General features: G+C 70.6%; 11 protein-coding genes. 2 read left to right on the top strand and 9 right to left on the bottom strand.

Features of this window, described 5'->3' with window-relative positions:
* Nucleotides 1-24 precede the first annotated feature (24 nt).
* A complete protein-coding gene (locus KI385_RS01430; protein WP_238570411.1) occupies nt 25-513 on the bottom strand; it encodes an EF-hand domain-containing protein in 489 nt (162 codons plus the stop codon).
* Nucleotides 514-626: 113 nt separating this feature from the next.
* The gene (locus KI385_RS01425; protein ID WP_238570410.1) at nt 627-1883 is read right to left on the bottom strand and encodes an MFS transporter; all 1257 of its coding nucleotides are present in this window, start codon (nt 1881-1883) and stop codon (nt 627-629) included.
* A gap of 47 nt (nt 1884-1930) precedes the next feature.
* Between KI385_RS01425 and pdxR the strand changes: the two genes are divergently transcribed.
* Nucleotides 1931-3397, top strand: a complete 1467-nt coding sequence (gene pdxR / locus KI385_RS01420) for a MocR-like pyridoxine biosynthesis transcription factor PdxR (protein ID WP_238570409.1) — start codon at nt 1931-1933, stop codon at nt 3395-3397.
* Here the strand turns inward: pdxR and KI385_RS01415 are convergent.
* The gene (locus tag KI385_RS01415) at nt 3375-4037 is read right to left on the bottom strand and encodes an NADPH-dependent FMN reductase (protein ID WP_238570408.1); all 663 of its coding nucleotides are present in this window, start codon (nt 4035-4037) and stop codon (nt 3375-3377) included. The genes pdxR and KI385_RS01415 overlap by 23 nt on opposite strands.
* 170 nt (nt 4038-4207) lie before the next feature.
* Between KI385_RS01415 and KI385_RS01410 the strand changes: the two genes are divergently transcribed.
* A complete protein-coding gene (locus KI385_RS01410; RefSeq protein WP_238570407.1) occupies nt 4208-5197 on the top strand; it encodes an ornithine cyclodeaminase family protein in 990 nt (329 codons plus the stop codon).
* Here the strand turns inward: KI385_RS01410 and KI385_RS01405 are convergent.
* The 6 genes from KI385_RS01405 to KI385_RS01375 form a co-directional block, all read right to left on the bottom strand.
* Nucleotides 5095-5574 carry an FAD binding domain-containing protein gene (locus tag KI385_RS01405; RefSeq protein WP_281066766.1) on the bottom strand — a complete coding sequence of 160 codons (480 nt, stop codon included), beginning with the start codon at nt 5572-5574 and terminating at the stop codon, nt 5095-5097. The two genes, KI385_RS01410 and KI385_RS01405, sit on opposite strands and share 103 nt — an antisense overlap.
* A gap of 101 nt (nt 5575-5675) precedes the next feature.
* Nucleotides 5676-6728, bottom strand: a complete 1053-nt coding sequence (locus tag KI385_RS01395) for a chitinase (RefSeq protein ID WP_425356847.1) — start codon at nt 6726-6728, stop codon at nt 5676-5678.
* Between the two features lie 184 nt (nt 6729-6912).
* The gene (locus tag KI385_RS01390) at nt 6913-8994 is read right to left on the bottom strand and encodes a SpoIIE family protein phosphatase (protein WP_238570406.1); all 2082 of its coding nucleotides are present in this window, start codon (nt 8992-8994) and stop codon (nt 6913-6915) included.
* A 212-nt stretch (nt 8995-9206) separates the two neighbouring features.
* On the bottom strand, nt 9207-10817 hold the full coding sequence (dacB, locus tag KI385_RS01385) for a D-alanyl-D-alanine carboxypeptidase/D-alanyl-D-alanine endopeptidase (protein ID WP_238570405.1): 1611 nt from the start codon (nt 10815-10817) through the stop codon (nt 9207-9209).
* 139 nt (nt 10818-10956) lie between these two features.
* Nucleotides 10957-11598 carry a hypothetical protein gene (locus tag KI385_RS01380; protein WP_238570404.1) on the bottom strand — a complete coding sequence of 214 codons (642 nt, stop codon included), beginning with the start codon at nt 11596-11598 and terminating at the stop codon, nt 10957-10959.
* 112 nt (nt 11599-11710) lie between these two features.
* Nucleotides 11711-12583 (bottom strand): HpcH/HpaI aldolase/citrate lyase family protein, encoded by an 873-nt coding sequence (locus KI385_RS01375; protein WP_281066765.1) that lies wholly within the window; start codon nt 12581-12583, stop codon nt 11711-11713.
* Nucleotides 12584-12585: the final 2 nt, after the last annotated feature.

Below are 12585 nucleotides of genomic sequence, written 5' to 3'. Positions count from 1 at the left end.
CGCATCGGTGTCGCCGAGGGACGGCTACTCGCTCACCAGCCCCTGCCACTCCGCCACCATCAGCCGCCCGTCACCATCCCGGTCCAGCGCCGCGAAGGCCTCCTCCGCCTGAGCGTCCGAGAACCCGGTCGCGCGCTGCAGAGCCGTGAACTCCTCCCGGCTCACCACACCGTCCCCGTCGGCATCGGCCAGTGCGACGGTCGCGGCGACCGACGGCCCCACCACCTTGCCGATCACCCCCGACCCGGCGGCCCGCGCGAACGCCTCGATGAACCGGTCAAGATCCAGGCGTCCCTCGACGTCGACGTTCGTCAGGGCGGCGAGCTGCTCGAAGGTGTTGCGCATCCCGGCATGCAACGCCTGCGCCTTGGCGGACTCCGCCGGCTCGCCCACCGCTTCGGTCAGACGCCGCGCTCGTTCGGTGAAGTCCTGCACCGTCAGGTAGCCGTCGCCGTCGGTGTCGTACATGGAGAAGCGGTGCTCATACTCCGCGCGCAGGGCATCGGTGATCATGCGTCATCCCTTCTGGACGTGTGCGGCTCCCGGCGGAGCCCGGAGAGGCGGCCGATCGCGGACGCCGCGATCACCACCAAGAGCACACTAGGTCGCGACGCCATAGCTGACGGTTAGCAAGAAGGGTGTGGCTGACCGGCCGATCGGGCGCGGCCGGTCACCCGATCGCGCCATGCCGGGACGACGGCGCCGAGCATCACCCCGGCGGTGAGGACGAAGGCCCACGGATACCCGGTGCGCCCCGCCAGCACCCCGAACCCCACCGCGCCGATGCCCATACCCGCGTCGTAGGCGAAGTTCCACAAGGCGCTGACCGTCCCGTAACCGGATGCCGAAACTCCGGCGTACATCAGCGTCAGGGTGGCGTTCTGGGTGATGCCGAACCCGATGCCGAACAGGGCCACGCCGGCGACGACCGCGACGGGGTGCTCGGTCAGCGCCGTGACCAGCACTCCGACGGCCGAGACCAGCAGGCCGGGAAGGACGAGACCGGCAGGCCCGTGCCGGTCGCCATGACGGCCTGCCGCCCAGCGGGCCACCGTTGATGCAGCGGTCTGCACGAACAGAGCCACGCCGACCACGCCGGTGAACGCCGGCGGTACGGCCAACGGAAGGAAGGTCACGATGATGCCTGCCGCCAGAGCGGTCGCCGCGAAGACGACGGCGGGCCGGACCAGCTGCCCCATGCGGAATCCGGCGACCATGCCGACCGGCCGCCCCGACATCAACTCCCGGTCGGGCAGACCCGGTACCGCGACGATCGCCATCAGCGCGACCACACCCGCGGCGACCGCAACCGGTGTGTACCCCACGCGCGAAGCGAGCCATACGCCCAACGGCAGACCCACCAGCGACGGCAGACCGGACACGATGCCGACCAGCGCGAGTCCCTCACCACGGCGCTCGGCCGGTATCAGCGAGGCCGTCAACGCACCCCCCGCGACCACCGTGAAGGCGAACCCCAGGCCACGCAGCAGACACACCGTCACGATCCATGCCATGCCCGGGAAAGCGGTCAGCACCAGCGCGGGCGCGCCGAGCAGGAACAAGCCCGCGATCAGCGCCACGCGGTAGCCGTGGCGGGCGACGAACCGGGGAGCCGCCAGCTCGCCGACGACCGTGGACAGCATCAGCGCGCCCGTGGCCGTCCCCGCGGCGCCGCCGCCCCCGCCGGACGCCGTGGCGTACAGCGGAACGACCGACAACAGCAGAAAGAAACTGGCCGAGGCGCCGATCATGCTCACAAAACGCAGCATCAGGGCGCCTGTCACCAGCGGCGGGCGCGGACCGGCGGGAGCGGACGGAGCGACCTGGCCGGGTCCGTGACCCGGGTGCGGTGGGGGAGTCTGCGAGTCCTTCGACGTGGTCATACAGCGCACGCTAGGTTTCCGGCGGACCACCGATAAGCTCCAATTCCATGCCCCTGCAGTGGTCCGGTCTGTCGCCCGCCCTCTTCCTCGCCCTCGACCGCGAGAGCCTCGAACCGCTCCGTTCGCAGCTGGAACGCCAGGTGCGGGACGCGATCCGCTCCGGACGTCTGCAGGTGGGCGAACGACTGCCGTCCTCCCGTGAACTCGCCCGCAGTCTCGGACTGTCCCGGGGCCTGGTGCAGGACTGCTACGCCCAGCTCCAGGCCGAGGGATATCTCGTCACACGCGTCGGCTCCGCCACCCGCGTAGCCGCCGGCGCGTGCGGAGCACCTGCCACCGCCGATCCACCACCCGCCGCACGTCCGCACCTGCTGGCCGACTTCAAGTGGGGCGTCCCCGATCTGCGGTCCTTCCCGCTCGCCGACTGGCTGTGGGCGATGCGCGAGTCGGCACGGGCCATGCCGACGGCGGCCCTCGACTACGGCGATCCGCGCGGCGACGCACACCTGCGCGACGTCGTGGCCGGATACCTACGGCGGGTACGTGCCGCCGCGGCGGATCCGGAACGGATCGTGGTCTGCTCCGGCTACGCACAGGGCCTCGGCCTGGCCCTGCGCGCCCTGGCCCGGACCGGCATCCGCACCGTGGCCTACGAGAACCCCGGCTCACCCGCCACCGTCTCCGCGGCGGCGTCCGCGGCGGGCCTTTCGGCGATCCCCGTCCCGGTCGACGCACACGGCATCGACGTCCAGGCCCTGTCCGCGACCGAGGCGCGCGCGGTGGTGGTCACGCCCGCGCACCAGTGGCCCACCGGGGTGGTGCTCGCCCCCGAGCGACGGCTGGCACTGATCGAATGGGCGGTGCGCCGGGACGCCGTGATCATCGAGGACGACTACGACGCGGAGTTCCGCTACGACCGGGAACCGGTGGGCGCCCTGCAAGGGCTCGCCGCGGACCGGGTGATCGCCATCGGCACCGTCAGCAAGTCGCTCGCGCCGGCGCTGCGCATCGGCTGGCTCCTGTGCCCACCCGCGCTCGTCGACCAGATCATCGACAACAAGCGGCTGAGCGATCGCGGCTCACCCACGCTCGACCAGCTCGCCTTGGCGACCATGATGGAATCCGGCCGCTTCGACCGGCACCTTCGCCGGATGCGTACGACCTACGCGGCCCGGCGCACCGCGCTGCTGGCGGCGCTCGCCGAACACGCCCCCGACGTCACGGTGACGGGCCTCGCGGCGGGCTTCCACGCGGTCGCACAGCTGCCCGCACCGACCGACGAGCAGCACCTCATCGCCGCCGCCGAGGCCCGGTCCGTCGGTCTGTACGGGATGAGCCCCTGCTGTGCCACGGCGCCTCCGTCCGCGCCACCCACGACCGAGCCATCCACCACCACGCCGGTTCAACTGGTCCTGGGATTCGGCAATGTCGGCGAGCGGGCCATCACAGCCGGTATCGCGGCCGTGGGCGACCTGCTCAAGGGCCGCCCTCTCAGTCCTCCGCCCGCTGCGTGACCGTCGCCTCGGTGCGATCTCCCAGGAACTCGTACCACCGGCGTTGCAGGCAGACATAGCGCGCATCCGCTTCGACGAGACTGAGGAAGGCGGTAACAGTCTCCGCAAGGCGCCGCTGCAGCCCGGTGTCGGCCAGCTGCCCCTCCTCGGCGAACCCCTGATGGGCCGAGGCAAGACTGAACATGTCCGGATAGACCCGGGTGCCGAGGTGCTCCAACGGAACCCTCAGCGTCCACAGCCCACGATTGCCGCCGATCAGCGACGGCGAGGCGGAGACGAGCAGCGCATGCTTGGTCTTGAACGGCTGCGGCCGGACCCGGGAGACCCAGTCGATCGCGTTCTTCACCACCCCGGGCACGGAGCCGTTGTACTCGGGGGAGGCGATCACGAAGGCGTCGCACCACTCAAGCCGGTCACGCAGCGCCAGCGCGCCGTCCGGCAACCCCTCCGCGGCCTCCATGTCACCGTCGTACAGCGGCATCTCGAATTCGCGCATCGTGGCGAGATCGACGGCGGCACCGGCTTCGGTCATCATGCGGCCCACGAGGGAAGCCAGGCGGACGTTGAACGATTCGGCCCGCAGGGAAGCGCCGAGGACAAGGACTCGCAGCGGGCCGGGGTGTGCATCCGTGGGCGGCATGGGGACGTCCTTCCGGCACAGGAGGGGGTGTGCCGGCAGCGTAGCCGCGCCGGGCCGACAAAATCGGTAGCTATCGCCCATGTCCTGATCGTCGACGGCAATCAGGCTACGGTCGGAACTTCGGCTCGGTGCCCTGCCGACCGTAGGCGGTGATCAGGAGGCTGAAGCGGATGCTGGTTCTCGGGCGCTCGCAGGTCGAGGCGCTGCTCGACACGGACACGCTGATCGACGCGCTGGCGTCGGCGATGGCGGACCTCAGCGCGGGCCGCGCCTCAGCACCCGACCGGGTAGCCGCGCTGGTGCCCGAACGGGACGGATTCCTGACGGCCATGCCGGGCTTCGTGCCCTCGGCCGGGGTCCTCATGAGCAAGCTGCTCACCCTCTTCCCGCACAATGCCGGCACACCACTGCCGACCCATCAGGCACTGATCGTCGCCTTCGATCCGGACACCGGCGAACCCGCGGCGTTGCTGGACGGAACGGCGATCACCACGGCGCGCACCGGCGCCTGCTCGGCACTCTCGGCACGGCTGCTGGCCCGCGAGGACGCCTCGGTGCTGGCGGTCCTGGGCACCGGCGAACAGGCCCGGTCGCACGCCGCGGCGATGTGCCGGGTCCGTCCGATCCGGCAGATCCGTGTGGCGGGCCGGGACCGGGCGAAGGCCACCGCCCTGGCCGGCGAACTGTCCGCCGAGCTCCAGGTCGATGCCCAGGCGGCGGCCACCTACGCCGAGGCGCTCGACGGTGCGGACATCGCCGCCGCGACCACCCACGCCACCGACCCCGTGATCCGCCGCGCCTGGCTGACGCCCGGGGTGCATGTGACCTCGGTGGGATTCAACCCGGACGGCCGCGAGATCGATGACGCCACGGTCGCCGAAGCGCTGGTCTGCGTCGAATCGCGGCAGGCGGCGCTGGCCCCCTTCCCCGCGGGCAGCAGCGACCTGCTGAACCCGATCCGCGACGGCGTCATCACCGAAGAGCATGTGCACGCAGAGCTCGGCGAACTCATCGCCGGCAGCAAACCGGGACGCTCCTCGCGGAACCAGATCACCCTCTACAAGTCGGTCGGTGTGGCGGTGCAGGACGCCGCCGCCGCGGCCCTCGTCGTCGCGGCTGCCCGGAAGCAGTCCGTCGGGACGGAGATCCGCTTGGCGTGACGCCCGCCGCCGAGACGTAGGGGCAATGGCAACGGCGGCCTGACGGGCGGCCGGTGCGCCGGCTCCCTACAGCAAGTGCCCAGCACCGCGTGCCCGTGGTTGATGCCCTCCAGCGTGGCACAGCCGTCGCCCGGGACACGCTTGTTGCACGCCGATTCCGGGTCGTGGAAGGAGGAGCAGCGCACCCGCTGCATCAGATTGCCGCCCATGGATGCCATGTTCCGTAGGTGCGCCGACGCGCCGAGGACCAGTGCCTGGGCGAGCACCGGGAAGCACTGCACCACGACCGGGGCTTGCGCCACGTCGCTCCTACGGGCCAGTGCCCCGCTATGCGGACCGCCGTCGAGCAGGTCATGGCTATCGGCTTCCCTGGTCACAGCCCTTCTTCGAGCCGGTGAGATCGAGATGTTCGCGCAGCGTGTCCAGCAGGCTCATGCGGGGCTCCGGCTCCACGACATGGTGAGGGCTTCGACGCGCTTCAGCGGCCCTGCGCGGCCCTGACGTTGTCGCCGAACGTCCATGCCTTCGACCCGTCCCAGTTGATCGACCAGGTCATCAGGCCCTTCAGCCCGTTGTCGTACGTGTGCCAGGCCTGGGTCACCAGGTTCGGTGGCAGATAGCCGCCGCCGGCGCCCGGTTGCGCCGGCAGTCCCGGGACCTGCTTGTCGTAGGGGACCCTGATCGTCGTGCCCTGGACGACCAGCCCCTTGTCCAGGCAGTCCGTCTGCGCAGTGAACCCTTCGATCGTGCCCGCGGAGTACGAGTCGCCGGAGCACCCGTACATGCTGCCGTTGTAGTACTGCATGTTCAGCCACCAGAGCCGGCCGTTGTCGGCGTACTTCTTCACGACGGGCAGGTACGCACCCCAGATCGAACCGTAGGTCACGCTGCCCCCGGTGACGTAGGCCGTCTCGGGCGCCATCGTCAGGCCGAAGCCCGGGGGCATCTGGGCGAGCACACCGTCGATGATGCGCATCAGGTTGGTCTGCGAGACCGACAGCCGGCCGATGGTGCCGCTGCCGGTGAGGCCGGTCTCGATATCGATGTCGATGCCGTCGAAGTGGTACTTCTTCAGGATCGGCACGATCGTTTCGACGAACCGGTCGGCAACGGTGCTGGAGTTGAGGTCGATACCGGCCGACGCACCGCCGATGGACATCAGGACCGTGAGACCGCCGGCCTTGGCCCGGCACATCTCGGCCGGGGTCGGGATTTTCACCGTGGCGTCCATCCCGTCCTCCCAGAGGGCGGTGCCGTCCGGGCGAATGACGGGGAACGCCGCATTGATGACGTTGTAGCCGTGCTCACGGATGCGGGTGTCGGTGATCGGAGTCCATCCGAAGGGCGGGTGCACGCCGTTCGCGGCACCGTCCCAGTTCTCCCAATACCCCTGGAGCACCTTGCCCGAGGGCTTCGACTTGACCGCGCAGGTGTCGTCCCGGGGCGCACCCGGCGCCGCGGCGACCAGCATCTGCAGGACGCAGGCCATCGTCAGGACGATCCCCGGCAGACGCGATGTCCGACCGATCACGCTGTGCTCCCTTCGTCGCATGACGAGCCGTCACCGAGTCGCTGCGCGTCCAGGGGAGCGTGCCGGTGGGGGACGCACCTACCTCCTGGACCGTGGGGCTGGAGACGTGCGTGGCATGATGCGCCACACGGTAAGTTGGTCCAGACCTATCGTCAAGTGCCTTGAATCAACGGGGACTTGGCGCTCAGTGGCGGACGCGGGCGATGAGCAGCGCGACATCGTCGTAGTCGTGCGGGTGCCGCAGCGCATGCAGCAGGCGGTCGCAGGTCTCCTCCAGGTTTCGGCCGGGGGTGCCGAGGAGGCTGAGCAGGACGTTCAGGCGGGTGTCGATGTCCTGGTCGCGGGTCTCCACCAGACCGTCGGTGTAGAGGACGAGCTGGTCGCCGGGTACGAGGCCGATGGTGGTGGTGTGGAAGGGGACGTCGCCGACGCCGAGCGGGGCGCCGGTGGGCAGGTCCAGGAGTTCAGGGGCGCGGCCGGGCTGTACGAGGACGGGGGGAAGGTGGCCCGCCGTGGCGATCCGGCACTCGCCGCGGTGCGGGTCGTAGACCGCGTAGACACAGGTGGCGATGGACTGTTCCAGGCCGGTGCTGCTGCGGTCGACATGGTGAAGTATCTGGGCGGGATCGAGGTCGAGGTCGGCGAGGGCGCGAGTGGTGGTGCGCAGCTGGCCCATGGTGGCGGCGGCGTTGATGCCACTGCCCATGACGTCGCCGACCACCAGGGCGGTCTTGTCGCCGGCCAGGGGGATGACGTCGAACCAGTCGCCGCCGACCTCGCTGGCGGCACCGGCGGGCTGGTAGCGGGAGGCGATCTCCAGGCCAGGCTGGGGCGGCGGACGCTGGGGGAGCAGACTGCGCTGGAGGGTGAGAGCGGTGGCGCGTTCCCGCTGGTACCCGCGGGCGTTGTCGATGGACACCGCTGCCCGGTTGGCCAGCTCGCCGGCCAGGACGAGATCGTCGTCGTCGAAAGGCAGCGGATTACGGATCCGCTTGAGATCCAGGGCGCCGAGCACGGTGCCGCGGGCGATCAGTGGCACCGCCAGGTAGGAGTGCAGGCCGGCTCGGGCCAGGATCGCGGCGGCCGCGCCGTTACGGGCGATGTACGGCAGGTCGCTCGCAGTGACGTGCGGCACGAGCACCGGGATGCCGGTCGTCACACACCGGGTGACCAGCCTGTCGGCCTCGTACCGGGCGGGTTCACCGACCGGATCGGCGGCGCGGACCGCTTCGGTGGCGTACGCCGACGCCATCGCCAGCGCGCGGAACACCGAAGGCCCGGACGCCGACGGCCCCAGGGCGCTGGGATGGTTCAGGGCGGTGTCGAGGAGGTCGACGGCGGCCAGGTCCGCGAGGTCGGGGACGACGATGTCGGCGAGTTCGCGGGCGGTCTGCTCAAGATCGAGGGTGGTACCGATCAGCACGGAGGCGTCGGCGATGAGGGCCAGGCGCTGGCGCGCATGGTGCGCCTCGGTGGCGGCGCGATGCCGGTCGGTGACATCGATCACCGATCCGGCGATCCCCAGCACATGGCCGCCCGGGGCCTCCAGCCGGTAGAAGGAGACCGACCAGGCGTGATCATGATCAGGGTCGGCCGGGGTGCGACCGACGACCGACTGATCGACCACCGGGACTCCGGTCGCGAGAACCTGGCGCATCACGGCTTCGAGCGCCTTGGTGTCGACGAAGGGCAGCACCTCGTGGACACGTCGGCCGATGTGCTGGTCGGCGGGCACTCCGTTGATGCGCTCCAGCGCCGGATTGACGGCGACGTAGCGCAATTCGGTGTCCAGGACGGCCAGCCCGATCGGGGACTGCGAGACCAGCCGGGTGGACAGGGCCACGTCCCGCTCCACCTGGCGCAGGGTCGCCTGGTCGGTGGCGAGCCCGAGCGCATAGAAGTCGCCGCGGTCGTCGGTCAGCCGCATGTTGCGGAACTCCAGCAGCCGGGTGCTGCCGTCCTTGTGCCGGACGGGGAAGACCCCGGCCCAGGTCTCCCCGCTGTCCATCACTCGGGCGAACAACTCCAGCACAAGATCGAAGTCCGCTTCGTCGACCAGCAGCTGCGCGGCATGCCGGCCGAGCGCCTCCTCGGCGGTATAGCCCAGGAGCTGTTCGGCCTGCGGGCTCCACAGCACGATCCGCCCGTCCGCGTCGAGGACAACCGCCGCGACGGCCAGCACGTCCAGCAGACCGCCGGGCGGCGACGGCTCCGCCCTGGCGCGGCCGGCCGGGCCGGGGTCGGCCTGGAACGCATCGGTGCCCATACGAGCCGCTCCTCCTCCCGCCCGCCGCGGCGACGCGCGGCCCTCCGGTGTCGATCAACCGACTCCCGCCCGAAGGTCCGGGGTGTCTTCATCCTCTCTCGGCACCGGCGACCGCCGCAGCTTCGCCGGGGGAGGGCGCGGGGCACTCTTGGGATCCGGCCGAGGCCGGATCCGGCCTCGGCCGGTGCCTCGCTGCCCGGGCGCCGCAGTGCTCAGCGGCCGCCGCCCGTGTCGCCTTCCTGGAGGTGGGCGGCGACACCCGCCACATCGTTCCCGATGTCCAGGACATCGTTGACGTCGAGGCGGGGCGTCGAGGCGCCGTTCACCCCGGCGAAGAACACATCGAAGTGGCCCTTGCGCGTCTCCACGTAGCCGGCCGTGGTCTCGGCGCCCACGGCCAGCCGGTCGTTGAGCGCGTCGACCCCTGCCACGGTGCCCGTCTTGGCGAAGACCTTGGCGCGTGCCGGGCAGTGGCGGCAGGAATCCGCCAGGCTCCCGTCGACGCCCAAGACGGGCAACGACGTGCGGAAGCGCTCCGCCTCGCGGGTGTGCTGCCAGTACGTCAGGAGCTGCGCCAGGGCCCGCGGCGTGGTCCGGTCGACCGGACTGCTCCCCCGGCCGTCGGCGAGCTGCACGGCCTTGCGGTCGACCCGCGCGCCGTCCAGGAACTTGGCGAGCACGGGGAAGCCGGCCTCACAGTCGGAGCTGGTCGCACTCGTGGCCATAAGGCAGATCCCGAGGTTCGCCCCGAGGTTGTGGCTCACCTTGAAGATCAGCCTGGCGTACTGCGCGTACGGCGGGGAGGTGTACCGGGCCACCGTGGGGGCGCTCCGGTACGAGTCCGGCAACCGGTCCGCGGGGTTGCGGCCGACGGCAGCCGCGCTCACCTCGACGCCCACCCGCTTCAGCGCCTCGATCATGGCGGTCCGGCCAAAGGCGTTCGGGTCCTTGATAGGCGACACCCGCAGGACGGGGGTGGAGTCGGCGGCGATGGTGCCGGACAGCTGGATGCGGGTGCCGTTGGCGGACGGGGTCACGCTGATGTCGGTGGGTTTGCCCGCCGCGACGGTCCGTACGGAGGACGTGACGCGGTAGGGCGCGACTTTCGGGCGCCACTCCAGGCGGGCGGGGGCGCCCGCCTTGTCGCCGGGGGAGGTCAGCAGATCGATGACGTTGTCGTTGATGATCAGCGGTGTGGGGGTCGGGTCGAGTACCGGGTCCGGCTGGAAGAGCCGCGCATCGACGATCACGTCGCCGTCGACGCGTCGGATGCCGGAGTCGCGCACCTGCCGCGCCAGGTGGTCGATGCCCGCCAGCGGGTTCTGCGGGGTGAGGGTGGCTCCCGGAATGATGTTGGCGTAGGTGTGGTCGACGGTGGTGAAGGCGACGCTGCCGTCCTTGCGTGTTCTGCCGCCGAGGGTCAGATCACCCTGTGCGACCAGATCCAGATCGCCCTGGAGAGCGTTCTGCCGTAGCCGTCCGACGGCGCGCACCGGCGTGACGAAACGGTGGTCGCCGCCAAGGGTGTGCCATGCGCCGCTGACGCCGAACAGCTTGGCCACCGACCCGGGGACGAAGAACTGGTCGGCGTAACGGGACCGGATCACCTCACCCGTCTCCGGGTTCTGTTGGAACAGCCCCCACTGGGCGTGCCGGTAGTCGGGCTTCCGCATGATCGCGGTGATGCGCGGATCGAGGCCGTCCTCCGGCTTTGACGGCGCCAGCTGGACGAGACCGATGACGACGATGCCGACGACCAGCAGAAGGCCCAGGGTGCCGACGACGCGGCGTCGCTCCCACCTTCGCGTGACGGATGGTGACATGCGGACTCCACCGATGGTGTGTTCCACCAGGTATGTGGTGGGATGCGCCTCTGAAGCTACTGCTCACCGCCACGGGACGGGCATGGCACGTCCGATGGGTCCCTCGGACGCCACAGCGCCGGAGCGCCATAGCGCGACGTCAGCAAAAGTAGACAACCAGACGGACGTTGTCGTCGCCGTGCAACCCGGCCAGCGTGCGCATCACCGAGAAGACGGGCTCCCACTTGTCCGAGTCCTCGAAGACGAGCCGGCGCGGGGTGAACACCACGGGTCGGTACACGTATGCGCCCCACTCGATCTCGGCGCCCTCCGGCCAGTCGTGGGGAGCCGTCCTGTCCTCGCCGAAGCGGTCCGCCGCCGCGTCATGGACGTCGATCGGTGGCCATGCGAACGCGTCGAAGTCGAGCGTGCCGTCGGGGCGGCGGCGCCATCGCTCCAGGTGGTAGAAGGCGGCCCGGCCGTTCTCCATGCACGGCTCGTCCCAGTCGACCGCCGCGATTTCGGCCCAGGTGGCGTAGGAGTGGCTGTGTTCGGCGGATTCCGGGTCCTCGGCGTCCAGGCGGAGCTGTGATGTGGCGTCGGCGGGAAGGCCACGCCGGCCGAAGAGCGGCACGATGTCTTCGGTGGAGGAGTACCCGAAGAGACAGTCCCAGGAGAGCTCGTCGCCTCGGCCGTGACGGAGCTCGTAGAGCGACAGGATCACCTGCCACGGCGAAGCGCTCGCCCACGACTCCTTGCCCCACAGCCGGCACTCGATGACTCCGTGTATGTCCACTCCCATGAGCACCGACTCTATTGGGGCAGTCGGTGCTCCTACGGGTGTTGTCGGTGACGCGGGCCTTGTGACTGCCGCCCGCCGGCGGTGCTTGCCCGCCGGCGGTGGGGCGAGCCGTTCAGCGCCCGGCGACCGCCGCCGCGAGGGCGAGGATCCGGCGGGCGTCCTCGACGTGCAGGTTCTCGATCATCCGGCCGTCGACGGTGACGACTCCGCGGCCTTCGCGGGTGGCCTCGTCGAAGGCGTCAATGATCTTTCGTGCGCGTTCGACCTGCTGTTCCGACGGGGCGAACACCCGGTTGCACGGTGCGACTTGCGAGGGGTGGATGAGCGTTTTCCCGTCGAAGCCGAACTGGCGGCCCTGAACGCACTCGGCCTCGAACCCTTCGAGGTCCTGCACATCGTTGTAGACCCCGTCCAAGATCACCTTGCCGGTTTCGCGGGCCGCCAGCAGCGCCAGCGACAGACCGGTCAGCAGCGGCGCACGGCCGGGGACGTGCTCGGCGTGCAGCTCCTTCGCCAGATCGTTGGTGCCCATCACCAGCACGGTGAGCCGTTCGCTCGCGCCGGCCACCGCGCGGGCGTCCAGCATCGCCCGCGGGGTTTCGACCATCGCCCAGATGGCCGTACGGTCCGGGGCGCCGGCCGCCTCGAGCGCCCGCTCGATCTCCCGTACGGTCTCGGCCGAGTCCACCTTGGGTACGACCACCGCGTCCGGGCCGGCTTCGGCCGCGGCCCTCAGATCGTCGGCGTGCCAGGCGGTACCGGGCCCGTTGACCCGGATGGTCACCTCGCGGTGGCCGTACTCACCCGAGGCCGCCGCGGCGGCGACCCGCTTGCGGGCGTCGGCCTTCGCGTCGGGGGCGACCGCGTCCTCCAGGTCGAGGATGAGCGCGTCGGCCGGGAGGGACTTGGCCTTCTCCAGGGCGCGTTCGTTGGCACCCGGCATGTACAGCACGGAGCGGCGGGGCCGCAGGATCGGGTCGGGCACGG

It is taken from the genome of Streptomyces inhibens (genome assembly GCF_022221585.1).
GTDB lineage: Bacteria > Actinomycetota > Actinomycetes > Streptomycetales > Streptomycetaceae > Streptomyces > Streptomyces inhibens.
Note: the sequence above shows the minus strand (reverse complement) of the source record. Positions and strands in the feature narration are given on the sequence as shown.